We start from the raw sequence: 26,478 nt of genomic DNA, 5'->3' as shown, positions 1-26,478 counted from the left end.
GGCGCAAGGAAGCGCCTGCTATGGGCCCCGGCCAGGTATAAGCGGCGCATGGCTTGTGGTTCGCTCTGGTCTGCCCCTGCTTGCCGGCCCTGGATCCAGGGCCATTGAAAATGTTTCATGGTCCTGGCCCAGAACAACGTGTCCTTGAGCTTTTCCTGTCGCTTTTTACCTGCAGCGTTTAGCGATTCCGCATTCAGGTCCCAGTAACTGCCTCTCGCAACTGGCAGCTTCCGGCCAAGAAGCAGACGTGTATTTCGGGGTGTTTCGTTCCCCCGGTGCCACACTTCATCGCCCTGAGGAGACCGGCGAGGTCCGGAGTTGGTGTCGAACCGCTTCGCCCACAATTGGACTGACCACCACGACTACCACATTGGTCCCAATGGTCATCAAATTGGGCCGTTGGTTCTGCTGTCTTATATGCTCTGCGCTAGGTAATCGGAGTCCTGTGAAGCACAAAAGCCTGGGTTAGAGCCCAGGCTTTTAGCGACATGTCTGCAGCGGTTGGCTGGTATGGTTAGCCAGTTCTCAGGCGCGATTTATTGACGTTGGGGCTACAGAGAGAAGCTCATTCTCTTCAGTGGCTCGCGATGGCCAAGCGTTGCGGTCCAGGTCTAGGTCAGCGAACTTCGAGACGTCGAACACCGGCTGGTCCATGCCGGCCTTGCGCTGCTCGTCATAGTCGCGCATCACTCGCAGGCCGACCTTGACCAGCATGGCCAAGGCCGTCAGGTTGACGAAGGCCAGGCAGGTCATGGTGATGTCGGCGAAGGCGAACACGGTACCGAGGTTCTGCATCGAGCCCCAATAAATCAGAGTCAGCACCAGACCACGGTAGCCGAGCAGGGCGGTGCGGCTGCGGCCGGCGAGGAACTTCAGGGCGTTCTCGCCGAGGTAGTAGTTGTAGAGGATGCAGGTGAAGACGAAGAGGCTCAGCGCGACGCTGATGAACACGCGGCCCCACTCACCGACCACGGCGGCCAGGGAGTTCTGGGTCAGCACGATGCCGTCGCCTTCGAAGCCCGGGGTGTAGAAGCCGGACAGCAGGATCAGCAGTGCGGTGCAGGTGCAGATCACGAAGGTGTCGAGGAACACGCTGAACGCCTGGACCACGCCCTGGGCGGCCGGGTGCTTAACGGCGGCCACGGCGGCGACGTTCGGGGCGCTGCCCAGACCCGCTTCGTTGGCGAACACGCCGCGCTTCACGCCCATCACGATGGCGCTGCCCAGCAGGCCGGCGAAGGCCGGCTCAAGGCCGAAGGCGCTCTTCACGATGGTGACCAGCATGTCCGGCACCAGCTCGATCTGGGAAATGATCACGTAGCAGGTGACGGCGATGTAGGCCAGGGTCTTGACCGGTACCAGCAGGTCGGACACCGAGGCGATGCGCTTGATGCCGCCGATGAACACCAGGCCCAGGAGCACGGCCAGGCCGATACCGGTGTACTGCACCGGCAGACCGAAGGCGTTTTCCAGGGAGTGGGTCACGGTGAAGGCTTGCAGGCCGTTGAAGGCGAAGCCGTAGGTCACCAGCAGCAGCACGGCGAAGGTCAGCGCCATCCAGCGCAGTTTCAGGCCGTGCTGGATGTAGTAGGCCGGGCCGCCACGGTACAGGCCATCGCCATCGGCACGCTTGTAGACCTGGGCCAGGGTGCACTCGAAGAAGCTGCTGGACATGCCAACCAGCGCAGTGACCCACATCCAGAACACCGCGCCCGGACCACCGAGGGTTACGGCCAGGCCGACACCGGCGATGTTCCCGGCGCCGACGCGGCCGGCGAGACTCAGCATCAGGGCCTGGAAGGAACTCAGCTGGCCAGCCTGGCCACGGATGGATTCCTTGAACACGCTGAACATGTGGCCGAAATGGCGGAACTGGACGAAGCGAGAACTGATGGTGAAGTAGGTGCCCAGGCCCACGATGAGGACTATGAGGACCTTGCCTGACATAAAGTCATTGATGGCTTCGAGCATAGGAGTTACCTCGTTATTGTTGTAATGCACATTCATAGGCGCACGGAAACTCTGCAGTCGTCAGATCGACCGCAGTGGTTATCCGTAGGGTTAGGAGAAGAGCGCGCCGAGAGCGCTCCTCAGGTCATTAGCTCGTAGGGCTGAGATGATGCAGATGGGCGATTCGCTCCCACATCGCCGTCGGATTGGAATACATGGGGAAGTGGCCGCAATTGCGGATTTCCGCGAGATGCACGCCTTGGCTCTGGATGTAGGCCAGGTAGGAAAGATGGGCATTCTGCTCGCCATACATGAACATGCGAGGGCAGGGCAGGGCGAGGAACTTTTCCATCAGCTCGCCATGGTCCGACAGCGCGACCATGGATTCGAATATCCCGCGAACCGCTCCTGCCCGAACCTTGTGGCGGAGGCTGGCGGCGTAGAGCGCGCTGGCATAGGCCGGGGCATGGCGGGTGCGCTCGATGAAATCATTGAAGAAGCGCTCGGCGTCGTCCTGGGCGTAGTCGTGGATCTGACGGCTGAGGAAGCAGTCTTCTGGGGCGATATTGCCCTCGATATCGACGAAGCTCAGGACGCGCGCGGGGTGCTGATGGGCCAGCATCAATGAGGTGAGGCCTCCCATGGAGTGTCCGACCAGGTGGAAGCGCTGGATGCCGAATTGATCCAGCATCGCCAGCGCTGTTTTCACCAGGAGCGGGATGCCGATACGCGCGAGGTCCGAGCAGGTGGTTTCACCGCAGCCAGGTGCATCGTAGGCAAGGAACGGATGCCCATTGAAGGCGGCGTAACGCACGATGTCAGCGTAGTCCTCCTTGGTGGAGCCGAAGCCGTGGAGGAACAGGATAGGTGCCTTGTCCCCCGCTCGGTGCAAGGCTGCGACCTGCAGATCGACGCCGTCGAGGGTCAGTGGCACGAAGGATCGGTCGAACTCTTGTTGTGTCGTCACGTGGGTGGCTCCTGGAACCTTTGCGATGGTGCTCTGGATGCGTTGTTCGTCGAGTCTCCGATCGGGGAATCCTTCTGTAAATTCCTAATCAAGTAACGATTCCATAGGTTTCAGGTATGGAAAATTCTCCAGCATCATCAGCCTGGAACGCTGCCTCGCAACTGTTCCAGCAGGGCATCCACCAGTGGATTGGAGCGGGCACTGTTCCAAACGACTGCGGTGGTAACGATGCTCAGCCTGGGCGATACCGGGCGCAGCACCACGTTTTCGGGCGCCAGCTTCTTCATTGAGGCCGGAACCAGGGCGACACCCTGGCCACAGCTGACGAAAGCGATCTGCGACGAGACTGAGCGCACCTCGTGAAGCACCCTGGGGTTGAGGCCATTAGCCTTGCATACACCGATCAGGTAATCGAAGTAGTTCGGGCTGACCTGCCGGGATGACATCACCAGGGCTTCATCCGAAAGGCTGGCCAGCGTCAGGCGGGAGCGGGCCGCCAGCGGATGCTCCCGCGGGATCGCCACGGCCAGTCGGTCTTCGGTGAGGGGCATGGAGCGAATGTCCTTGCCCAGATTCCCCTCCAGTCGGGCGAAGGCCAGATCGATATCGCCGGCCTCCAGCGCGGGGATGGCCTCGGCACTGTCGATTTCCCGCACGGTGACGGTTATCTGCAGATGCTGGGCCTTGAAACGGTCAATCAGCGGCGGTAGCACGTCGATCATCGCATTGGTGATGGCACCGATGGTCAGCACCCCGGCCTGGCCAGACACCGCTTCAAGTACGGCAAGCTCCAGGCGCTCCAACTGATCGGCGAACTTGCGTACGGCCGGGAGGATAGCGGCACCGGCAGGCGTGAGCTTTGCGCCTTGGCGAGATCGTTCGAACAATCGCAATTTCAACGAGTGCTCGAGGATCTGGATCTGCTCGGTCAACGGTGGCTGAGACATGCCCAGGCGCTTGGCTGCGCGACTGAAACTCTGCTCCTCGGCCACCGCGAGGAACAGCCAGAGGTGTCGAACCAAGCGAAAGTTGATCATGGTTTTACCATATGTGGAGGCTATGGGAGCCTTACTTGATTAGTAATATACCTATGGAAATTGACTGCCGATACTCGGGACTCCAAACAACAAGGTTCGCTTTCCATGAACACACCTCTCCTGAGCCGACTGTCCGCCCTGGACACCAATACGGTGTCGGACGCGCTGGACTTCCTCGGACTGCCCGGCGCCACGGTCGGCCTGCGCCCGCTGTGGAATTGTCCGAAGATCGTAGGCCGGGCCAGCACAGTGCAGCTCGCCCCCAAGCAGGATTCCGCCCCCACCGTGCACCTCATCACCCCGGTCGTGGCCAGCATCGAATCCGATGACCGCGTGCTGGTCATCGCCGGCGGCGTGGAAGGTATTTCCAGCTGGGGTGACATCCTCGCCAATGCCGCTCGCCAGAAAGGTATTCGTGGCTCGGTGATCGATGGCTTCAGCCGCGACATCAAAGGTAGCGAAGACATCGGCTACCCGGTGTATGGCCGCGGCGTGACCATGATCAGCGCGCGCAATCGACTGGTGCAGGTGGACTCCGGGTGTGCTGTGACCATGGCCGGTGTGGCGGTGAACGAAGACGACTACGTCATCGCCGACGAGTGCGGCACCGTTTTCGTGCCTGCCGAGGTGATCGAGCAGGTGCTTGATCTCGCGGAGCGCATTGACCGTCGGCAGGCGGGCATGGTGGAGGCGGTGAGGGCAGGGCGCTCGGTGGAGAGCGTGATGCACGACAGTCAGTTCGAAGCCATCAAAGCGGAGCAGCACTGATGAATCTCGAAGATAAGGATCTGGTCGCCCTGTTCGAAGGGCTGGATACCCCAGCGGTTTCCGACGCCATGGACAAGCTGGGTCTGCCTGGTCAGTGCCTGGATATCGCACCTCTGGCTGACTACCAGAAAGTGACCGTGGGCCCGGCCTTCACTGTGCAGTACGTTTCTGCCAGCACTCCACCCGGTACCGTCGGCGACTTCATCGACGACGTGGCCCCGGGAGATGTGGTCGTCATTGCTAACGGCGGCCGTACCGACTGCACCGTCTGGGGCGACATCATGACCCAGTACGCACTGGCGCGCGGCATCGCCGGCACCGTTATCGATGGCGTCTGCCGTGATGTGAATAAGGCGTTGGGCGAGGGCTATCCACTGTTCACCAAGGGGCGCTTCATGCGCACCGGCAAGGATCGCGTCGAAGTGGTGGCGGTGAACCAGCCATTAAGCATTGGCAGCGCCCGGGCCTGCGCTCGTGACATCGTCGTAGCTGATGCCAATGGCGTAGTGATCGTGCCGCGTGAGCGCGCCCGGGCTGTCGCGGAATGTGCCCGCCAGATCGAACAGGTCGAGGCGCAGATCCGCGAGCAGATCGCCCACGGCAAGACCCTCAAGGAAGCGCGAAATGCGCTTGGCTACCACGACCTGCAGAGGAAGTCCCAATGAGTGCCTACGATATTCAAGCAGTTGCAGCGCGCGCCAAGGTGCTCGGCAGTTCCACCCTGTATGAGGCTTCGGGACTGCCCACTGCCGTCGACCCGGCCATTCGCCCCATCTGGCGCGGCGCGTTCATCGCGGCACCAGCCTATCCACTGGAGTGTTCCCCGGGGGACAACCTGGGTCTGCACCTGGCGCTGGAGCGAGCACCGAAGGGTAGTGTGCTGGTGGTGAGCACCGGCAACTTCATCGCTGGTTACTGGGGTGAAGTGCTCACTGTCGCCGCCCAGGCGGCTGGCGTAGTGGGACTGATCATCGATGGAGGCGTGCGGGATATCCAGGCCATCGAGAAGCTGGGCTTTCCGGTGTATACCCGCGGCGTGTCGGTAAAAGGCACCGTCAAGGCCACCGCCCCTTCCATTGGTCAGCCCATTCCCTTCAATGGTGCCCAGGTCGCCGTCGGAGATCTGGTGGTGGCCGATGACGACGGCATCGTGATCATTCCCCAGGACGAAGTCGCACGAACCCTGGCTGACGGCGAAGCCCGTGCCGAGAAGGAGTCGCGGATGATGGCGGCCCTGCGCGAAGGCAACACAACCGTCGAGTTGATGGGACTGAAACGTCCGGAGGTGGGCTAGTGAGCCGGGACTTTCAGAGCCTTAATCGGCGCGTTGCAGCTGCTCAGCCCTCAGCAACTTATCGAATCATTGATCGTGTCGCCGCACGTCGCGCGGAAGGTGCCACCATCATCTCCTTGTGCGCGGGAGAGCCCGACTTCGACACGCCTGCGCACATCCGCCAGGCCGCTGTCGCCGCGATAGAGGCGGGTCACACCCGTTACACCCAGGTCGCAGGCCTGCGTGCCCTGCGCGAAGCAGTCGCCGCGAAGTATCGGGACGAGAACGGCCTCGCGGTGGGGTGGGAAGACACCTTGGTTTGCAGCGGTGGCAAGCAGGTGATCTACAACGCACTGGCCGCCACCCTCAATGAGGGGGACGAAGTGATCATCCCTGCACCTTACTGGGTGAGCTATCCAGAGATGGTGCAGCTCTACGGAGGCCGTTCGCATATCGTCACCTGTGGTGCCAACACTGGCTTCAAGTTGACCCCGCAGGCGCTGGAGGGCGCGATCAGCCCGGATACTCGCTGGTTGATCCTGAACTCGCCGTCGAACCCGACCGGCGCGGTGTACAGTCGCGAAGAACTGCGAGCCCTGGCGGATGTGCTGCTGGATCACCCGCAGGTGCTGATTCTTTCCGACGATATCTATGAGCACCTGATCTTCGATGGTGCCGAGTTCCATACCCTGGCTCAGGTCGAACCGCGCCTGGCCGAACGCACCCTGACCATGAACGGGGTGTCCAAAGCTTATGCCATGACCGGCTGGCGGATCGGCTTCGCCACCGGGCCACGCTGGCTGCTGGAAGCCATGGAGAAGCTTCAGGGGCAGCAGACTTCCGGTGCCTGCTCCATCTCTCAGCACGCGGCGCTGGCGGCCCTGCGTGGTCCCAAGGACTTCATCCAGGAAAGCCGCGCGGTGTTCCAGCGGCGCCGCGACTTCATGGTGGCCATGCTCAATGACACCCCCGGCCTGCAGTGCGATTTGCCGGCTGGTGCCTTCTACGCCTTCACCGACTGCTCGGCGCTCGTCGGAAAGGTGTCCGCCGGCGGGCGAGGACTGTTCAGCGATGAAGACGTGGCCCACGCACTGCTGGATGAGGCCAATGTGGCGGTGGTGCCCGGCAGCGCCTTTGGGCTGGCGGGTTACATCCGCATTGCCTATGCGCTGGATGACAATTCCCTGAAGCAGGCTTGCGAGGCAATCCGTCGGTTCTGTCAAAGCCTCAGGTAGCTTGCGGGTAACGTCTAAGACTGGGTAGCAACACAGGCTGTCCGGTCGGCCAGGAGCAGTGCAGGCGCTCAAAAGGCTCCTGCCTGTCCCTGGTTTCTCGCGCAAACCTCCCCAAATTAGCCGGGGCGAGCAAAGCTATCTTGGCTCGCGCCCATTGCTTTTCGGCATACCTGATATGTCAGCCGGTGCCTTATCGCAGTTTTTCCATTCGGGTAGCGGGTCAGCAACTCGCCGAGCATCTTAGATTCAAGCTCGCGCACAGCCGGCATGAGTGGGGAAGTAAATCTGGGTGTTGTCGGCGGGCAGGGCTGTTTCCAGTTTTACTTGCTCGGTTTTTCCACTTTTAGTTCAGCCCTCAGAACTAACATGCTGAACAAGCCAACGCCAAAAACTCTCTAAGAATCAAGTCCCTCCGTTGCTACGCCACAGGATTTTCAAAGAGTTTGTTCGCAAAAACTCGACCCTGTGAGACCTTTCTCTTTTCTCGGAAACTAAAGATTCACAAACGAGCATTAAGAGATAGACGATTCCATATATTTTTATTTCGATGGATTCTAAGCCGGTTGGTATCGGCTTTTCTCGAATGCCAAGGTTATGGCTGACAAAACCTGGGTTGCTATGACTGGCGGGATTCGATGGCTGGAAGTGTCTCGAGATGTCTTGGCAAGGCGTTTCCTCGATGCATTCCCCCTATAAAATGGCACATGTTTCAATATCTTTCTGCGAGACCACCCGATTTCCATTAGGAAGAAGTAGAGGCTGTAGCGAAGCGATCGCTTGTTGAGTGTCGGTCTATTTTGCGCAGCCATTAATTTGTTAAAGAAAACGAGCACGCCGCGAGAACTCACCTGGCCAGGCAAGACTTTCCGGCTCGCCCGAGGGAAGAGATGGTCGCTCGAGCTGCCTGGATAATTCAGCCACTCTTCTAACGCCGCGACAGGGCAAAGAATCGGGAGGCGGCCAATACGGTAGGAGTATCTCGCTCGGCCTTCAGTGATACGATTAGTGGTAATTTCGAGAGAGTTTTTTGTTATTTTGATATCACTCCTCTTTAGCTCGCACACCTCTGCGGTAGTCAACCCGAACCAAAACCCTATGAGCAAAATTGCTTTATTGCGGTAAATAATAAGTTCGGAGGGAGGTTTTGGTGGTGCCAAATCTTCACGTGCCTTGCCGTCTGGCGACGTCTCAGCGCATAAACAGCGTTTATGTGCTTCGGCTAGTAGCATCACATCCAGTATTGAAGGCGGCGGTTGCAGTGTGGGATGGAATCTCGGGGACAGGCAGCGATTGATGTGATGCGCGAGTCGGACCACTGACGGGCATTGGGTAGGATCAGGAAAACCGTTCTGCGTGTGCCAAGCACTGAGCGCGGCAAGCGTTAAATTTATCCCTCCTTTACCGCAGCTATATCGGTGCGCGAGGTAGAGACAAACTTCGTAGGGCAGCGACGGTAAATCGCGTTCTTGCCATTCAATGTAGTGGCGCAAGGCGCAGCGGCGCTGAGCTGCTTGCCTGGAAGATAGGCCACCGCTGCTGGGTTTAACCTTATCCTTTTCCATGCAGTTTCTGCCGTCAGGGCGCGTTGCTTCTCGGTAGGGTATCGTGTACTTATGCCCGGAGCGCATAAAGAATCTAAGGTTTAATTTTTTTTGCCAGTCAACTCTAAATATCGACGACTATAATTATATCTTGGTGCTGCACCCCCAATTAAAGGGAATTCACGTGAGGGGCCGGCAAGTCACCCCCACGACTCAAGTCATTGAGGGGGCGGCTATGCCTAATAAAACTCCAGCGAATGCTTTGCTAGCAAGGATTCGCAGCCGGCGATCAACCCGCAGCTATTTGTGGCTGGTCTACAGCCATAAGATTCGGTCTGACCTCATTCTGGAAAGCAACCATGAATTGGCGCATTGGCTGCTAAATATCGAGTTTGATCCCCAAGTCGTTGATTTTTGGATCCCAACGGCGAACGAGTTGTATGGTGACTTACGCGGCGGTCGTCGGACTCGGCCCGATGTTGTGGCCAGAAACGCTGACGGCGTGTCGGAGTGGCATGAAGTCAAAGCCGGACATGTAGACGAAGTCAATGCCAGCGAACAGATCAAAATACAGCACGAATTAGCCGCGAATAACGGGATGTTGTATCGCTTGTTCGATGAGTCCACGCGAGTTGCCCGTTACTATGAGCTGCTGCCCCGTCTCCGCCTTATGCATTTCATCGCGGTTGGGCGTACCCAGCCCTTGGTGGATCACGTGACGGTGACCGTCCGCGACTACGTGAATGAGGAGCGGGCGGGGACATTCGGCGGGTTGCTACAGGCCTATCCCATGCTGGCGCCCACCCACCTGATTTGTGCCCTGGTGCGCCTCACCATTGAAGGACACGTGGCGCTTGAGATTGAAGACTCCACCCCCGCGCGACAGACAACATGGTGGCTGAGGGTCTCCTCATGAAGCGTACAGCTGTCCCGCAGGCCGTCCGAGACGGTGACTATCCGCGTGTTGAGCCAGCGACGGTACCACTCGCGGAATGGCCGGAGTTCGCCCGCAAACGGCTCGCCGTATCACTGTACATAGCCGGCGCGTCAATGAAGGAGATCCGGCTGCGGACCGGAATGGCGGCCAACGAGGTCAACCGGAATGCGCAGCGCTTCTGCACCATGGATGATGAGGGACATTATCTTGGCGAGCGGGCGTTGTTGGCGAACGCCCGGGTTGTTCCCTATGAGCGACGCAAGCCCATTGGCATGAAACGCAGTGAGCAGCAGGGGGGCCTGACCGGCGTGCTCAACCTGTTCTTGTCTGAGCACACCGACATTGAAGCGGCCATGATCGACCTCCTTCGTACGCCGGGCGCGGTATTAAACGACGAACGCGGAGGAATGAGTTTCTTAGTCTCCACCTTTTATCGACTGCTGGATAAGGCAGGCATTGTTTACCCGGCTTGGCCGTTTAATACCAAGCACAAAGGCCGGACGAGCATCCGCAAATACCTAAAAGAGCTGCGGGAAAGGTTCGCGGCCCAATACATCCATGCCCACGGTGATGAAGTTGCCGTGGCGCATCTAGCGACGGGCACCGGCCATCGACGTTTCATCAAGGCGAAGCGCCCGTTCGACTGCGCACAACTGGATGGCCACAGCATCGACGCCTTCTTTGCGCTGCGAGTCGAAGAAGCGCCGGGAGTTTATCAATGGGTCGTGATAGACCGGATCTGGCTATTGTCGATCATCGACGCCTTTTGTCATGCGGTCCTAGCCTACAAGCTTGTCCTGAGAAGTGAGGTCTCAGCGGCCGATGTGCGTGAGGTGATCGCCCAAGCCTGTCTTGGAGTTTGGCACCCCAGAGCGTTGGTCAACGATGATTATGGGTACAAGCCAGGCGCAGGCCTGCCCTCCGGCATCCTCGAAGAGTGCCAGGGTGTCAGCTTCGGGGTATTTTTTGCTGACGCCCATCTATCCAATCTCGCCAAAAAAATTACCACCGAGGCACGCCGCGACTTCGGTTATCAGGTTTGCATCGGACCGGTGGGGCACTTCGAAGCGCGCGCAGAAATCGAACGTTCCTTTCTGGAGGTGGTACGCAAAGTTCACCTATTGGTGTCTTCCACTGGCAGTCATCCGCATGCCGGGCGGGCCAAGGACGCCGAGCAAAAAGCTGTGAAGTACGAAATAGACTTCACGCTGATGGAGGACGCGATGGACGTGATGTTGACCAACTACAATGTCACGCCCAGTGAAGGGCTGGGATACTTTACGCCCTTAGGTTACCTGGAGCAGTTCTTCCGCCAGGGCGCACTGGTGCCGAGGTATACAGCCGAGCAGCAGGAGCGGCTGCAGGCAGACCTCACCACTTGTAAAGCGACTGTGCGTGGTGGCCCCGACAGTGGGCGTCGTCCCTACATCCAACTCGATCGGGTGCATTACACCAACGAGGTCCTGGCCAGTGATTTTGGCTTTGTCGGCATGGAGTTGTTGATCGAAGTCGACAATCACGATTACCGCGCCGTCAAAGCCTTTCTGCCCAATGGTGAATGCATCGGTTTTCTCCGCGCCCAAGGCTGGTGGGGCGAGTTCAAGCACACCCCCGCCGTGCGGCGCAAGGTGAACAGCTTGATCCGTTCCGGGGATCTGAAGCTCGATGGGGATAGCCCTCCGGGCCAGCAACTCTGTGACTATTTTATTCAACAGGGTCAAGCGGGGGTGGCGTTGGCCATCAGTCGCGAAGCAGCAAGCGATGAGGCGGAAAGCCAGCAGCCCCGAAAACGCAAGGCCGTGCGGCCGGACTATTTTATCCAGGCGGAGACCGACTACGGTGAGCTACTTACGCCGGGTCGCGCGCTGAACCGAAAACGATGAACGCCCGCGCGCATCCGCTCAGGGCCAACCGGGCGCTGTTCATCACGCAGCAGATGGTGCGTGTCCTGCACTTGAGTCTCGATCGAGTCGCCGCCAGGCGATCCGCCGTGTTGTTCCAGGGGCCGTCGCGCGTCGGTAAATCCCGTTGCGCCGAATATGTCGCCGAGCAAATAAGGGAGCAGTGGCCGGACGTGTTCACGATGCTCCACATCGCCGTGTTCCGTCAGGCCGGCAGGCGGCACTCAGTGCTCAAGGAGTTGTGCGACTCGGAGCACCTGAGTCCCCCTGCGCCTAGGGTCGATTATCTGCAGCATCTACTGGCGCACATCGAAGGGCAGGTGACCGGTCAACCCGCGCCGCAATGTGTCTTGGTCGTCGATCAGGTTCAGCATTGGCTTCAAAACGACTTTCACGTGTTGGCGTGCCTCTACGATTATCTGCAGCTGCCAGGCATTCAGCTAACGATGATCGGTTTTGCCCAGTCGGGGGCCATCCATGAGCGACTCACTGGGTTTCGTGCACTAAAGCACGATCAGATCGTGGCTCGCTTCTTTTCAGAGATCCTCGAGTTCAAAGGGTGTCAGAGCGTCGAAGAACTGAGGGTAATCCTGCACGCGTGTGACGAGGGCTCCGAATTCCCGGTGGACTCGGGCATCAGCTATACCGCCTTCTTCGCGCCTGAGGCTTTTGCCGCCGGATTCAGGCTGGCTCCCCTGGCAGCGGGATTCTGGAAGGCCTTCGCGGAACAAGTGAAAGGTCAGTACATCAACAATCTTCCCATGCAGCACGTACGCGAGGCGATCCTCGACCTGTTGCTGCTCATCGCGCCGCATGACAGTGCCTTATTCGAAGCCGATGACCGGCTGATCAATGAAGCGGTTTACCGCTCGGGTATTGCGACGTTTTGCGATGCACTATAAACACGGGCTGTTTTTTCCCGACAATTTTCCGTGGCCGTGTGATCATGCGATTGCCATTCTGCACAAAACTGCCGTGATGAATGGCGTCTGCGGGAGGGTAGTGCTGGGAACGGTGCCCTTAACGCTGGCAGCCCGGCGGCACACAAAAAACGGCCGGGAAATGCATATCGAAAGCGTCCTGGAGGAGATGTACGGTTCCACTCCTGGCTATTCTCGGCTCCACAGCAGCGTCAATTTCGCCACCGAGTACTTTCCGAAAAGTGTGTTCGGCCCCATCAAGTATTGTGCGCAATGCCTGGCTGAGACAGGACTTGTTCCGGCAATCTTCTCCTTGCGCCTGGTAGCCAGCTGCCCATGGCATCACCAACCGCTGAAGCCCTTGTGTAAACGTTGCCACGACATTTGGCGATTCATCCCCACCCCGTTCGGGAGTCCGGTCGGCTATCGCTGCGCGGACTGCGGCTACTGGGTGCCGAACCGCCGCGCGCTCTTTGCCGTCTGTCGGTCCTACAGCAACGACATTGCCGAGTCCGCTTGCTTCCACTTCCTGACGAATACGCTGCGACTGCAGCGATTAGGAGTGCTGGATGTCCTCCATTTTTCTGGGTTGACCGATGGTCGTGTGCCAGCGCTCGCAGACTGCGGAGTGATCCCGGAATTTACTCGCGATAACACCAGTAAAGTCTGGTACCGGACGCTCGACCTGAGCGGCGGGGGGGCGGCGCCAGGCTCGCCCGAGGAGTGCTACCAACGTTTTGTCCGATTTCATCAAATGCATCTGCTTAAGGCACATCGTGATTGCCCCTGCGGTGCCGTTCTTTCACGACCCGACTTCGGCGAGGCATCGCGTAGCATGTGCGTGTATTCCGTGGCCTTGTCGATATTTCGGCAAAAATTTGAATCTCCCGACAATGCTGAAGCGGTGACGCACCTTGCCGAGGCAGCCCTGGAGCAGTTGGCAGAACTCCAGATGGCGCCCAGGGTGGCGCGATGCTTTTTTCAATGCACGTTCTACCAGTTGATCGCGCGCTTATGGTTCTGGAGTCGTGCGGCGTCGCGGTTTGTCGTGCACATTGATCCGCGGCATTTTTGGGGGGTGTTGGACACAGGCCGCTCCCCGATTCGGTTGGCTCGGCTGCTCGGGGAGGGGTTGCAGGGGCGCTATAGCTGTGAGTTCGACCTGCCTGCTGATCGTGCGGCGATGCGGCAGCTGATGGGGCCTGCCCAGTTCAGGCAGACCCTCCGAATACGCAATCTCGGTACCCGCGCAGAATTGACCGCCCCGGCAACCCCTAGGCTGTTCTATGGCACGCTCCCGGCTACAGCGATGTTTTACTTCTAACTGCGTCGCCTGAAAGGACCGTGCCCGGCCATTTCACTCCCTATAGGGGCTACGTCTCCGCTAATCGATCGAGTCGACTTCCTGCTGCTTGGTGGCGCTGGGAGCGAGCCAAGGGGCTCGGTGGGGCGCAATCTCAGCAGGCCCGCGCCTTCAGCCTCGGAGCTACCCTTTGCTGGGCGAATCCTGGCTGTCCTCGGAGCGGTCCGCGAGGCTTTCCGGGAATTCCAGGAGTCGACTGGCCCGACTGCCGAGCAAGGCGCCGGCCTGGAAATAGCCCATCACCGTACTGACGCTACGGTGCTCGGTCATCGCCATCACCTCGCCGAGCGGCACGCCCTGGCGTCCGGCTTCGCTGACAAAGCCGGACCTGAGGCTATGCGCCGCCCAGTCGCCGGCGAGCCCAGCCAGTTGGGCGCGGCGCTGCACGATGCGCGCGACCTGATCCCCCGAGAGTCCGGCCGTGCCGACGCGGCCGCCTTTATACACGCGGCGAAACAACGGCCCGTGGTCGGCCGGTGCCACCTCCAGCCAGGCCGTGAGCGCCTGCGCCGCCGCCCCGCGCAGCGGCTTTTCCCGGCGCACACCGCCCGTTTCCGTCTTAGTCGTGCCCAGGGCGTACAGCCAGGTGTCCGCGTCCAGCTGACGGAGATCGGTCACCTGCAGGCCGACCACTTCGGAGCGCCGGCGGCCGCCGCCACTCCAGGCCAGGAGGAGGAGGGCGCGGTCACGCAATCCGCGCACGCCATCGCTGCAGGTGGCGAGCAGCGCCTCCAATGGTTCGCGCACCGCCGCGGTCTTCTTGCGTACGGCGACGCCGTGGCGCGCCTGTGCCTTGCGCGCCTCGCGCAACAGGGTCTTCACCGCCACGGCCTCAGTTGGGCTCGGCCAGTCCTTCAGCGCATGCCACTTGGCGAGTACCGCCAACCGCTGACGCACGGTGTTGTGGCTCAGGGCACCGAGCTTGGCCTTGACGCCGGCGTCGACCAATGCGGCATCCAGCGCCGGCGGCAGCAGGTGCTGCCAACCGCCGGCCTCGGGACGCGCCAGGTGGTCGAGGGCGAATTGCACCGCCACCGCGCCCTCCAGTGGCCCGGTCTCCAGGGTGCGGCCGTAGCGCAGCTGCAACCAGGCGGCCCAGTAGGCGAGGGCGCTGCGGTAGCTGCGCAGGGTATTGGCTGCGGTGCCGGCGGCAACGAAGGCCGCGGCGGCGGCGCGGGCCTCAGTATCCAGGCGATCGACGGCGAGCAGGGCTTTGTCGCTCGGCGGTAATAGAAGTGTATGATTCATTACGTTCAACGTATGGTAAATGAAGTTTTTATCCAATAAGGTCGGATAACATCCGATTATCAGACCTAATTTAGCAGGAGGCAGGGCATGGCGGTAGGCGTACCGGAAAGCGAGGTGTTCACCGCGGCGGATGCGGTGTTGGCGCGCGGCGAGCGGCCCACCGTGGAACGCGTGCGCCTGGAGCTCGGTCGCGGCAGTCCGGCCCGGGTCGGGGCGCTGCTGGACCAGTGGTGGGACCAGTTGGCCCAGCGTCTGCGCGGCGAGACTCGCCTGCCCGGGCTGCCGACGGAGGTGGCGCAGGCCTTTGTCGCGGTGTGGCAGCAGGCGATCCTATTGGCGCAGGGTGTGGCCGAGCAGGGCCTGAGCGAACAGCGCGCCGTGCTGGATGCCGAGCGCCTGCGCGTCGCTGCGGTGGAGGAGGCCGCGCGCCAGACCGCGGCCCAGGCGCGGCAGCAGGTGGCGGCGGCCCAGGCCGCGCAGCAGGCCGCGGAGACCCGCTTGGCCGACCTGGAGCGCTTGCTCGCGCAACGCCAAGCGCAGCTGGACGACCTGCAGAACCGCTGCACGGTGCTCACCGAGGAGCGCCAGGCGGCCCTGCACGACGCCAGCACCCTGCGCCAGGAGCTGCAGGCGGCGCAGCGTCAGCTGACGCAGGAGCGCGAGTCGTCGGCCGCCTACGTACAAGGTGTGGAGGATCGCGCCCATCGCGAGGTCGATCGCGCCCGTGAGGAGAGCAGGGCGGCCGCCGCTCAACTGAAGACGGCCGGGAAGCAGCAGGAGCTACTGCGCCAGCGGCTGGATACGGCACTGACTCAACTCAGCGAGGCGCAGCAAGTCGCTGCCGCCGAGAAGGCCAGGGCGTCCACCCTTGAGCAGCTCGCTCAGCCGGCGCGCACCAAACGCGCCCGTGCCACGCCGGTGAAACGGCCGCGAAAACCGGCAGCCTCGGGCTAGCGAACGGGCTTTACCTGAGTTGGGGCGTGACTATGGAGATAGACGAAAGCGGGGGTGAGAGGACCTTGATGACGGAACATAATCGCGGGCATCTGAGGGGGACGTTGGGCGTCGTGCCCGTGGAGCAAGTGCCGGTCTTGCGCTTCCGAGGGGCAACAGGCAATCCACGTATCGTTGCCTTTTGCTACATCGCCGAATTCGCGGTGCAGTCCAATGGTGTCCTGGTGACTTCTCAAGTTGAGTCCACCCATGTCTGAAGACATCAAGAACACCGCGATCACTGCCGCCGGTTACATCTACCAGAACCGGCAAGGCCTCAGAATTCTCTGCGATTGGCTTGACGCGCCGGCTCGCTACACCCGGGTGAAGTTTGAGTGCGACGACGAGGCCGTCGCGCCGACGGGGCTGGATGACATCGTTGTCGAACGTGCGGATGGCCTGGTTGACCTCCAGCAGGTCAAGTATACCCCGGCGCCACACGCGCATCCGCTCTGCTGGGATTGGATGCTGGAGAAGACCGGCAAGACGGCGCGATCGAGGTCGATGCTGCGCAAATGGTTCGATGCCTTCAAGGCGCTGGAGCCGGCGCGTACTGGCGTGCTTTCGCTGACGACCAACCGCCGACCGGATGCCGATATCGAAGCTTGCCTGAACAGCGGCAAGATCTCCTTCGCGAAGATCCCCGAGCCCAGGCGTTCTCAGGTCATCGCCGAACTTGGTGGTGAACAAGACTGCGAGGCGTTCTTCAGTCAACTGCACATTCTTCACAGCGACAAGGGGTTCGACACGCTAGAGCAAGAGGTCGATGCACGACTTCGCAAGCACGGCACTCCTGAGGGCATTGCCACCCTCAAGAACGTAGCGTTGAACTGGGCGACGCGGACAAACTTCCCTCGCCCTGACGGTTGGATCACGGTGGAGCAGGTCCGCACCATCCTGCGCTCGACGCCACCGGCGCCTTTGCCTGAGGACTTCGTTGTCCCGCTGGGCTACGAGGTACCTGATGAGACGTTCCATTCGGAGTTTGTCCGTGACGCCATCGGTGCTACCGGGAGTGCGATCGTGCTCACAGGACCACCGGGGCGTGGAAAGAGCACCTATCTGAGCGCGTTGTGCGACACGCTCGCCGAGCGGGACATCCCCACGGTCCGACATCATTACTTCCTCTCGACGACGGAGCGGGGGCGCGATCGGGTGAACAGCTATGTGGTCGAGCAGTCCATCGAAGCGCAGGTCAAACGGTTTCATCCCGATGTTCAGGTACCAGCGGGCGACCTGCGCTCGCTCCTTGAAGCGTGTGCTTCTCACTACAAAAAGCTGGCCAAACCGTTCGTTCTCGTCCTGGATGGACTGGACCACGTCTGGCGCATTAACGCCGAGGACAAGCGGCCGCTGGACGATGTGTTCTCCCAACTGATCCCATGCCCGGACAACATGGTGCTGCTCGTCGGCACTCAACCTGTGGACGACGCCCAGTTGCCGACGGACCTGCTTGCCTTCGCGCCCAAGGCTGAGTGGCGTACGCTGCCGGCGATGTCTGAGAACGCAGTCCTGTCCTATTTGCGCAGGGCGCTTCAGGAGGGCAGGCTTACGACTGGATTCGAGGGCGAGGATGGTGCGGAAGGGCAACTGCAGGAGGCTGCAACCGCGCTTCGCACAAAGACCAATGGCCATCCTCTGCATGTCATCTATGCCGTCGCTGAGCTTGAGCATGCCCGTCGCAGCTTGTCGAGGTGGGATGTCGAGCAGTTGAAGGGCGACTTGAGTCAGGATGCAAAGTTCTACTACGCATCGCTTTGGGAACGCCTCCCCCCAAGCCTCAAGGACACATTGCGGCTCGTATGTGCCTTTTCGTTCTTCTGGCCGAAGCCTGCATTCGCAGAGATTGCGGCGAATGTCGGCGCGGCGGAACCGGAGGTCGCGAAAGTGGAGCATCTGCTTCACTCTTCAGCGGCTGGCCTGAAGGTTTTTCACGAGAGCCTGGCGGTCTTCGTGCGTACAACCGCCGGCTACACCGACCGCATCAACGAGCTGATGCCGGCGGTGGCAAGTTGGTTGGAGACCACTGCACCCACCTCGCTACGCGTGAACTGGCTTTGGACGGTCCAGGCGAGGCTAGGTGACCCCAAAAACCTCATCGCCGGCCTCACCCGCGACTGGATCATGCTCCGCCTGGAGGAGGGATATCCAGAGTCGCTCTTTGACACGCTGTTGTCCGATGCTCTGGTCGCAGCGCTGGACATCCACGAGTTCGCTGAAGCCTGTCGACTGGAGCACCTCAAGGCACGGATGGTCGGTGGCAGCCAGTATCAGATGCAGAACGACGACGCGGCCAGGCTGATCTCGTTCACGTTGATCCTGACCGCAGAGGAGGGCGTCGTGCGCGAGGCTGTGGCTTCCAGGCATGAGGCGGACATCCTGCGGCTAGCCGCGCTCGGGTTGGCCTTGCGTGCGCGGGGCGACCAAGTTGTCGCCGAAGCGTGCGGTGAAGAAGCGCTTCGTCGATTCAGAGGCGTGAACCGTTTCTCCAGCAGGTACTCGTCGAGCGCCGGCTCTGATGAGTTCCAGTTCCTGGTCGACGCATTTGCACGGCTTAATGCCATCGGCGCGACCCCAACAGCGCTGGCCCGGCTAGTTTCCGAAAACGGGCCGGTCGTTTGGCTCCCGCGCGTCCAGATGCTGGTTGAGGAAGGCAATGTGGATGACTTGATGGCGGTCGCGGCTTCGCTTGCCCCTGGTGAGAGCAAGAGTCTCATCAGTGATGCGTGCGTCCGCGCGGCAGCGACCGCTGGAGTGAGCATCGCAGGTCGCGATGACTTCAGCGAGCTCGGCCGAACCCCCTTGGTCGCTGCCGTGGAGACAGCCAGCATGCGGGCTTCCAAGCCGTTGAACGCACCTATCCCTACCGAGTGGCTCAAAGGCGGCTACTACGAGCGCAAGGAAGATCTGGCGACGCTCGCGCACCACTGGTTTTTCAGCGCCGTTCAGTTGAGCCTGTGCATGGCTGCGGAAGGGCAGACCGCCTTTGAGTTCGTGCGGGCTCCCGTCTACGAAGACCGGAAGAACATCACCGACTTCCTCAACGCGCTCTCTGTGGCTGCGGCGCAGGTTGCGCAGCACTGGTGGCGGGGGGAGTTGGTGGACTTCCATGAACTGTTCGAGTTACTCAAGGCGGTGGAGTTCAGGCGTTTCAGGCAAGGCCATGACGAGAGCTCTGCAGCCGAAGACTTCCGGAACGCGCTGCATCGCATTGCCTGCGACATCCGCCTGGGCAGCGTCCTGCTGGACCACTTCGACAATGTGGCCCTGACCAAAGAAACCATGGCGGCGGCCGGGCAGTACGTTTGGTTTGACAGCGAGTCCTTCCGCACCCAGTACGCGGCCGGATTGCTGACGAGGATGAGCGACGATGCGGCGGCGGCGTTCGTCGAGTCCCAGCGTGTCCTGCTTGATGCAGAGATCCGCCATGAAACCAGCGTACATCTTCAGACGCCGCTCCAGCTCTGTGCCATTGCGCTAGCCCATGGGTTGAGCACCAGCGCTCGTGAGTTGTGCAAGCAGACGTGGGAGCTGACCACTGGCTATGCGCATCGCAAGGACCCTACGCTGAACAACACTGTCGACGCCATCGGCTACTTGGTCGATGTCGCGCCGAACGACGCTCGTCGATTGCTCGGCCGTATTGCGCCGCAGGTCCACCACGTCCTGGACTACACCGACGGGAAGGGCACCAGGCATGTTCTGACGGCCGCCGATCGGCTGCTTGCGAAGTTGAAGCCGTCCGCTCTGGTGATTAAGTACGAGGAGCACACGCACGCAGGCGACTGGTCGCAAGCAGAAGACAGTCTGCGGGAATACGTGGTGCAAGGCATCAAGGACGGTTGGCCCCTGGACGCGTTAATGCGAACCGGACTGCATCCTGCGATCCATGACGTGCTGAGTAGACTTGCACTGGAAGGCAGCTCAAGTGCTGCGGAGCGACTTCGCGTCCTTCGGGAGCACGTCGGTTGGGACATTGGCCTGCTGCAGCGATCGGAGTATCCCGGCAGCGGTAGCGAGAGCAAGCCTTACACGGGGGATGTCACGACCTTTGCGCCGGAGCAATTCGGCGACCTGCTCGACAGCCTATCGGCCAGCTACAACGAGCAAGCGAGACTTCTTCGCGACTGGTATCAGCACTGGGACAAAGCGGGGCAGGGAATGCGACTGCTCGCGGCGCTCGACGGCTTGCTTCTGTCAGAAAAGGGCTGGCCCAGGGGAGTCCTGGTACTGTCTGACCTGGCCTTTCAGACGAGGCGCAAGCTAAGTGGCGTGAAGGCGGCATGGAAGTACCTTGTCCAGGCGCACATCCGAAACGGGGCCTGGGTCGGGTTTGCGGAGAAAGAAGAGAAGACCCTCAGCAGACTCGATTTGGTCGTCAAGCACTATCCGCAGCGCTGTGACGAGTTCGTGGCTGCGACGACCTATGGCATGTTTGGCGACCCCGAACTGCCACGTGTGGCGCCCTCGGAAGTGATGGTCTACTTCTACGCACGACAAAAGCGGATCGCGGAGGCCGTGAAGTTTGCGGAGACGATGGTCAACTGCGTCATTGACGACACCCGCACCCTGCCGTTAGAGCGGCCTCGCTGGGCGGCTGAGTTGATCTCTTCTACCGGATCGGAGGCTTGATGGACGAGCTTCGCATCCTCATTGCCCGGCTTGGTTGGCCGTCGACGTCTACACGGTGGTGGACCATACAGGAGCTGGCAGCCCTGTTAGGTGAGTCAGGCTCGAGGGCCGAAACCGAGACCGCGTTGATCCAGCTGCTGAGCTCACGCAAGCTTGAGGCTGAAGCGGTCGAGGTCCTGTGTATCTTCTGGATGGCGGCACAAGCATACGGTTACTCACCCACGACCAAGCTGGCTGGGAGCATCCCGAGATCATCCATCCTTTCGGACCTGCTACTGGAAAGCCTTGGTCTGTTGAGAGAAGGAGACGACGGCGAGTTGAAGGAGGTTCCCGAGGAATTTGAGATCCCCCAGGACTTTGATGGCGTGCAAGGCATAGATCTGCCCCGGATCTTCCGTACTTCCATGGGCGAGCTCGAGAACCATACTCGGCTGCCTTTCGTTCGGCAGATGGCCTTTGAGTGGACGTCGAACCGCGCCGCCTACCCAGAAGCTCCGTTCCAAGGAGACCCCTGGCACTTCTTACGGCCCATGGGCGAAGGTTTCATCGGACATCTATCTTCACGGACGGCCCTTCGTGCCATCTCCGCCTACCTTCGTACGCTGGAGGTTGCCGAGGAGTTCTGGGCCATGCCAACGGATCTGGCGGAAGAAAAGGCACTCTTGGCATTGCCTGTCCATCCGACCTTGGCTTTGCTCAGACCTCAGCGCCCGCTTTGGTTCCCTGCGACAACTGACTTCGACGGCGATACCGAGGCGATCGAAGCTTCCTTGCGAGCCTTGGTTGACCGCGTACAAACAGCGCGGCCGGGTGACGAACTTATCGCGTTCAGCTCGCCAATCGTGATGTCGATGGAGCGCTGTGTGGAGGTTTCGATCGCCCGATGGTCGCAAGCGGCAGGCAGCAACATCGCCGATGCGGACTTGGCTGCACATTTGGATGATTTCTGGTCTCTCGGGCAGATGCTTCGCAGTGCGGCTCCAGAGCCACTGTGCACGACGACCCTCCTGACACCACCCCGTCTTCACGGACTCCTGGAGGAGAAGAGCAGGGCCTGGCCGCTTGCCGCGCCGCTCGGCCTCGACCGCTTAGGCTATCTTCAGCACGACCTGTATCCGGGGCGGCTCTTCCTTCCAACGCTACCAGGCTCGGACCAGGCCGAACTCACCCCCCGTGACGGGCACCTGGAGATTAAGGTAGACGAGCAGGTCGTTGCGGATCTCTGTTATTGGAATACGGGCTGGGGAGCCGCGCGGCCGATGCAGTTCGGTGGTAACTGCGGTACCGCGCTCACTTCGCGAGGCACGGGCTACCGGGAAGGGCCAGTCTCGACGGAACGGACGGTGCGCTCGTTCTATCTTTGGCAGGTGAAAACGCTACACCGAGACAACACTTGTGATCGGTTTAGCCAAACGCTGACGATGGGAGCTATGTTCGTCTAGCGTATCGCCACCGAGAAGTGGATAGCGGTCAGAAGCAGCCGTCGCTCTAGGTTGCTTTTGGCCGATTCTGTTGAAAAAGGCGGTTTTACAGCAGCCAGCCGGCGGGGGCGCGAGCTCTCGAAGTGGTTGCAAGTTGCTTTTTTGGCCTTTCGCTGAGCTTCCTGGCTCGTCCTGTAGCATCCATCATTAGCATCTTGGTCCAATCTGGTTTAGTCGCACATCCAGGTGATGTCATAATGACATGATTCGTCCTGGGCCCTAAGCTACGCTAAGTGCTACTGGCAACGCGTCGGATAATAGAAGAAGGCCGCGCATCGAAGCTCTTGCAGCATAACTGCTCATCGAAGCGAAGCTACATCTAGGCGAGCGAGAACCCTATCTTGCTGCCACGCGTGCCGTTTTTCGAGAGTACGGCATTCCCTTGGATGCTTCGTAGGTGGGGTTGGGCTGTCCACCTGCACCGGGACCAACCACTAACCAGCGAACGGAATCGAAATGCACCTCAGACATCGTCACCTGCTTCAGCAGACGTTTCTGGAAATCGAAAATAACGAAGAAATGTATGTCTGCCAGCGGTGCTTGGACGATCCTATTCTGAAACGACTCCAGCCGATGCTGATAGCGGACAAGAGCTGCATGGCTTGCAGAGAAAGTACGCGCGAAGCCCTCACACCGAAACGCATTGCCCACTTCATTCGCGTCTACTTGCCTAGCCATTTCATGGTGGATTTCGGACGTTTTCCTGGTCATGAGATGAACCTGGCAGAAGTAGTCAGCCGTGCGATCGGATGCAGCAGTCAGGACGTCTGCAATGCTATTGCGGAGCATTTGGTCGATCCCAACGCTGGCGAGGATGAGTTCTACAGCCCATCACAGGACTACTGTCGAAAGCCCAGCCCTTACAGCTCCGAAACAGAGGAACGCTGGAATGTCGTGTCGGAATGGGAAAATATCGCGCACGAGCTGACCCACGGCCGTCGCTTTTTCAATGACAAGGCAAGAACATTCTTCGAATCGCTCATTTCTGAGGCCGTCAATGCGAAAAGCGCTGAGAACCCAAAAACGCCTGCCGTAATCACTACCCTTCCCGTCGGCACATTCTTGTACCGCGCTCGAATAGCCAACGACCCCCGTGAGGCCGTCAAATTCGCTGGGAACCCGGCCTACGAGCTAGGTGCGCCACCAAAGAAACGTGCCGCAAACAATCGAATGAGCCCCGCTGGAGTGCCTCTGCTGTACGTTGCGAGTGACCCGTCAACATCTATCGCCGAAGTACGTCCTTCCATTGGCGATTCAGTTGTGGTGGGAGAGTTCACGACTACGGCCCCCCTTAAGCTTTTCGACTTCACCGCCCTCGACAATCGGCTCGACCATGCCCCTCTCAGCATGTTCAACCCCAGTTTTCAAATGAAGGCTGACCATCGGCGCATGCTGGAGTACTTGCATGACGAAATCGCTCGCCCCTCCAGAGCACAAGACACGGATTACGTGATGACCCAGGCACTGGCGGAGTTTATTCGCTACAACGAGCTACAGCCATTTGACGGCATCATGTTCCGTTCGGTGCAGCACGACGGAGGCGTCAACTTTGTATTCTTCGACAAAGGCTGTCCCGAAAGCATGCATGCGCCCGAGTGGCGCCCAACATTCAACCTGGATATTTCCCCTGAAGCCACGAGAATTCACCACATTCGCTCCGTCAAATACGAAACGGATGAGCCGTGGCGGTAGGCCCATTAGCGCCTGCTGCGCGGCACGAAGCAAAGGGAAGTACTGGCAGGTCAGACCGACTCCCGCTGTCGATCACCTGGAGTGAAAGAAAAGAGGTTCGGAACCGATGTTCACGGTAGTCAACTCAGTACAGCAGATACCTCAGCAGGCGCGCTCCCAGGTGTACCTGCTCACTGACTATTGGGACGATTGGTTCAAGTTCCGGACGATGTTCACGCTCTTTGTGTTCGATGCGCACGGAACTCGACACAGGCCGGGATCCGTCAAAATTGGCCAGGCTGGCCTACTCCCTGGACAAGGAGGATCACAAACTCCGCCTGGCACCCGCACTCCGGTTCTGCCCGAGACTTTCAATTCGCTAGATCCAGAGCAATTTTTCTCGCTTGGCCAGGATGAGGACTACTACGCGACGCTTCGATCACTCCCATATGGCTTCGGCATCTCCATTCTCAATGCACTCTGCGACTGCGCTTATGACCTGAGTACTTTCGATCGGCACCGGTTGGAGTTGGTCATGGGGGAGTCGCTACTGCGATCTGTTCATGAGCCCAACGTACGCCATCGCCTGCATCGCCTTGCTCATGGAAATCCGGTGCTGACGCGGTTTGAGTTCCAGTACACGTTGCCCGTTGCGCACGCCTCTGAGGGAGGCACTTCGCATCTACCACCCACGATGCAGTTCAGGGTGATTCCTGGCGCCGAGCCGCCAACAAATCTTCATGTGCTTGTGGGCCGGAATGGAGTGGGCAAAACACGATGCATCCAGAGCATCATCAACACGCTCTTGGAGCGTGATAGCGATATAGCTCCTCGGGGCGTGCTGCAGCGCCTGGGAACAAACCAGGAAGAGTGGACGTTCTCTGGCCTGGTCTCGGTTTCTTTCAGTGCCTTCGACAGCTTCCAACTACCCTCGGCGGCGACTCAACGAACTCGTGCAACCTTCGTAGGCTTGCGATCACAGCGAGAAGAGAATGGGCAAATTATCGAGGAGCTGAAAAGCACCGCAGACCTGGCAAACGACTTTGTACAAAGCTTAGATCAATGCCGAAATGAACCTCGACGAAGTCGCTGGCTCAATGCAGTGGCAACTCTATCGACAGATCCGTTGTTTGGCGAAACAGGAGTCGAGCAGCTCATAGAGCCAGCTCACAATTGGAGAGAACGGGCCTCTAATTTTTTTGGGCTCCTGAGCTCGGGGCATGCAATTGTCCTGCTGACCACTACCCGCCTTGTCGAGCTCGTCGAGGAACGCACTCTAGTGGTGCTGGATGAGCCTGAAGGACACCTGCACCCGCCACTGCTTTCCGCTTTTGTACGCACCGTGGCCGACCTCCTCGTAGCCAGGAATGGTGTGGCACTGATCTCGACACATTCCCCAGTGGTGCTGCAAGAAGTACCGCGCAGTTGCGTGTGGATGTTGAGGAGGACCAGGGCGCATTCAGCCGTTGAGCGCCCCTCCATTGAGACCTTTGGCGAAAGCGCGGGCGTGCTAACCCGCGAGGTATTTGGCCTGGAGGTCACACACTCCGGCTTCCACCAGCTTGTTTCCGCCGTTGCCAGCAGGCCGGGTGTCACTTACGGAGGTGTCGAACATCACTTTGGAGGGCAGCTGGGCGCCGAAGCACAGGCGCTGGCGCGTAGCCTCGTCATACGAAGAGATATCCGATGAAGCGCCTTCCTCCGCCTCCGTTCGACGCGGCCAGGGCGGTCGAGGCCTGCGCTTCAGGGATTACGATTGCGGAGCGTGCGCAGGCCCTTGTGAATGCCCTGCCTATCATTCAAGCGTCGGAGGTCGAGTACCAGGAGCTTGGATCAATCGGACAGCTCTACCGACTTGCGGAAAGTGCCAGCGTTACTCCAGAGATAGATACGGAGCTGATGGGCGTGATCTACAAGTCACACTTTGTCCGGAAGGGATCACCTTCGAGAGGACTCTATGAGCAGATCAAGATGGCGCCTGAATTCGGCATCTGCCCGCTGTGTGGTCAGCGGACGGTCGCGACGGTTGATCACTATCTGCCCCAGGCACGCTATCCAAGGTTCAATTTGACACCAGTGAATCTTGTCCCCGCATGCTCGGACTGCAATAAGCAGAAGCTGGCTGGAGTTCCGACGGGGGCGGAGGATCAAACTCTTCACCCATACTTTGACAACCTCGGCAATGATCGTTGGCTCGTTGTCGAAGTCCAACCTTCCTCACCGCCGACAATTGTCTTCACAATCAGGCCCGCAGCCACATGGAGTGACGTACTCACTGCTCGAGTACGACACCACTTCAGAGTGATGGGACTCGGTGAACTCTACGCCGCACAAGCTGCCAGTGAGATGGCTGATATCTCTTACGCCCTTGACGGGGTAGGGGCCAGTGCGGGCTCCCGAGGAGTCCGCGAGCATCTCGATGTGCAGTTCCGTTCGCGCTACTTCAGTGATGCTAATTCCTGGAAGACAGCCCTGTATGAAGGGCTTCGAGACTCAGACTGGTTCTGCTCCGAGGGGTATCGTCTGATCCGAAATCGTCCTTTCACCTAGAGGACCGTAGC

At 59.9% G+C, this 26,478-nt stretch carries 18 protein-coding genes; 14 read left to right on the top strand and 4 right to left on the bottom strand.

All coding sequences use genetic code 11. The annotated features are described in order from the left end of the window. Positions 1-525: 525 nt before the first annotated feature. The 3 genes from TQ98_RS13730 to TQ98_RS13720 form a co-directional block, all read right to left on the bottom strand. On the bottom strand, positions 526-1,971 hold the full coding sequence (locus tag TQ98_RS13730; RefSeq protein WP_044872457.1) for an alanine/glycine:cation symporter family protein: 1,446 nt from the start codon (positions 1,969-1,971) through the stop codon (positions 526-528). Positions 1,972-2,098: 127 nt separating this feature from the next. After that, complete coding sequence (locus TQ98_RS13725; RefSeq protein WP_044872458.1) at positions 2,099-2,917, bottom strand: alpha/beta hydrolase; 819 nt, start codon at positions 2,915-2,917, stop codon at positions 2,099-2,101. Positions 2,918-3,054: 137 nt separating this feature from the next. Next, positions 3,055-3,954: a LysR family transcriptional regulator gene (locus TQ98_RS13720; RefSeq protein WP_044872459.1), complete on the bottom strand. Its 900-nt coding sequence runs from the start codon at positions 3,952-3,954 to the stop codon at positions 3,055-3,057. Positions 3,955-4,059: 105 nt separating this feature from the next. Between TQ98_RS13720 and TQ98_RS13715 the strand changes: the two genes are divergently transcribed. From TQ98_RS13715 to TQ98_RS13680, 8 genes are all read left to right on the top strand, one after another. Continuing rightward, positions 4,060-4,722, top strand: a complete 663-nt coding sequence (locus TQ98_RS13715) for an RraA family protein (protein ID WP_044872460.1) — start codon at positions 4,060-4,062, stop codon at positions 4,720-4,722. Further along, positions 4,722-5,387 carry an RraA family protein gene (locus TQ98_RS13710; RefSeq protein WP_044872461.1) on the top strand — a complete coding sequence of 222 codons (666 nt, stop codon included), beginning with the start codon at positions 4,722-4,724 and terminating at the stop codon, positions 5,385-5,387. Before TQ98_RS13715 ends, TQ98_RS13710 begins: the two co-directional genes overlap by 1 nt. Then, positions 5,384-6,016: a dimethylmenaquinone methyltransferase gene (locus tag TQ98_RS13705; RefSeq protein ID WP_044872462.1), complete on the top strand. Its 633-nt coding sequence runs from the start codon at positions 5,384-5,386 to the stop codon at positions 6,014-6,016. Before TQ98_RS13710 ends, TQ98_RS13705 begins: the two co-directional genes overlap by 4 nt. After that, positions 6,016-7,230, top strand: a complete 1,215-nt coding sequence (locus tag TQ98_RS13700; protein ID WP_044872463.1) for a pyridoxal phosphate-dependent aminotransferase — start codon at positions 6,016-6,018, stop codon at positions 7,228-7,230. Before TQ98_RS13705 ends, TQ98_RS13700 begins: the two co-directional genes overlap by 1 nt. Before the next feature lie 1,776 nt (positions 7,231-9,006). After that, positions 9,007-9,687, top strand: a complete 681-nt coding sequence (locus TQ98_RS13695; protein ID WP_146036019.1) for a hypothetical protein — start codon at positions 9,007-9,009, stop codon at positions 9,685-9,687. Continuing rightward, positions 9,684-11,591: a hypothetical protein gene (locus tag TQ98_RS13690; RefSeq protein WP_044872465.1), complete on the top strand. Its 1,908-nt coding sequence runs from the start codon at positions 9,684-9,686 to the stop codon at positions 11,589-11,591. The genes TQ98_RS13695 and TQ98_RS13690 overlap by 4 nt, the downstream gene beginning before the upstream one ends. Continuing rightward, a complete protein-coding gene (locus TQ98_RS13685) occupies positions 11,588-12,511 on the top strand; it encodes an AAA family ATPase (protein WP_044872466.1) in 924 nt (307 codons plus the stop codon). The genes TQ98_RS13690 and TQ98_RS13685 overlap by 4 nt, the downstream gene beginning before the upstream one ends. Then, positions 12,462-13,853 (top strand): hypothetical protein, encoded by a 1,392-nt coding sequence (locus TQ98_RS13680; protein ID WP_158249359.1) that lies wholly within the window; start codon positions 12,462-12,464, stop codon positions 13,851-13,853. Before TQ98_RS13685 ends, TQ98_RS13680 begins: the two co-directional genes overlap by 50 nt. Positions 13,854-14,015: 162 nt before the next feature. On the opposite strand, the gene TQ98_RS13675 is transcribed toward TQ98_RS13680, so the two are convergent. After that, positions 14,016-15,140 (bottom strand): tyrosine-type recombinase/integrase, encoded by a 1,125-nt coding sequence (locus tag TQ98_RS13675; RefSeq protein ID WP_044872468.1) that lies wholly within the window; start codon positions 15,138-15,140, stop codon positions 14,016-14,018. Positions 15,141-15,227: 87 nt separating this feature from the next. Here TQ98_RS13675 and TQ98_RS13670 point away from each other — a divergent pair, with 87 nt between their 5' ends. From TQ98_RS13670 to TQ98_RS13640, 6 genes are all read left to right on the top strand, one after another. Next, positions 15,228-16,094 (top strand): DNA-binding protein, encoded by an 867-nt coding sequence (locus TQ98_RS13670; protein ID WP_044872469.1) that lies wholly within the window; start codon positions 15,228-15,230, stop codon positions 16,092-16,094. Positions 16,095-16,343: 249 nt separating this feature from the next. Continuing rightward, on the top strand, positions 16,344-20,765 hold the full coding sequence (locus TQ98_RS13660; RefSeq protein ID WP_044872471.1) for an ATP-binding protein: 4,422 nt from the start codon (positions 16,344-16,346) through the stop codon (positions 20,763-20,765). Then, positions 20,765-22,207 carry a hypothetical protein gene (locus TQ98_RS13655; protein ID WP_044872472.1) on the top strand — a complete coding sequence of 481 codons (1,443 nt, stop codon included), beginning with the start codon at positions 20,765-20,767 and terminating at the stop codon, positions 22,205-22,207. The genes TQ98_RS13660 and TQ98_RS13655 overlap by 1 nt, the downstream gene beginning before the upstream one ends. Positions 22,208-22,702: 495 nt before the next feature. After that, on the top strand, positions 22,703-23,938 hold the full coding sequence (locus tag TQ98_RS13650; RefSeq protein WP_044872473.1) for an RES family NAD+ phosphorylase: 1,236 nt from the start codon (positions 22,703-22,705) through the stop codon (positions 23,936-23,938). Between the two features lie 106 nt (positions 23,939-24,044). Then, positions 24,045-25,607 carry an AAA family ATPase gene (locus TQ98_RS13645; RefSeq protein WP_044872474.1) on the top strand — a complete coding sequence of 521 codons (1,563 nt, stop codon included), beginning with the start codon at positions 24,045-24,047 and terminating at the stop codon, positions 25,605-25,607. After that, a complete protein-coding gene (locus TQ98_RS13640; RefSeq protein WP_044872475.1) occupies positions 25,604-26,467 on the top strand; it encodes an HNH endonuclease in 864 nt (287 codons plus the stop codon). The genes TQ98_RS13645 and TQ98_RS13640 overlap by 4 nt, the downstream gene beginning before the upstream one ends. Positions 26,468-26,478: the final 11 nt, after the last annotated feature.

Source organism: Pseudomonas sp. LFM046, assembly GCF_000949385.2.
Taxonomy (GTDB): Bacteria; Pseudomonadota; Gammaproteobacteria; order Pseudomonadales; family Pseudomonadaceae; genus Metapseudomonas.
Note: the sequence above shows the minus strand (reverse complement) of the source record. Positions and strands in the feature narration are given on the sequence as shown.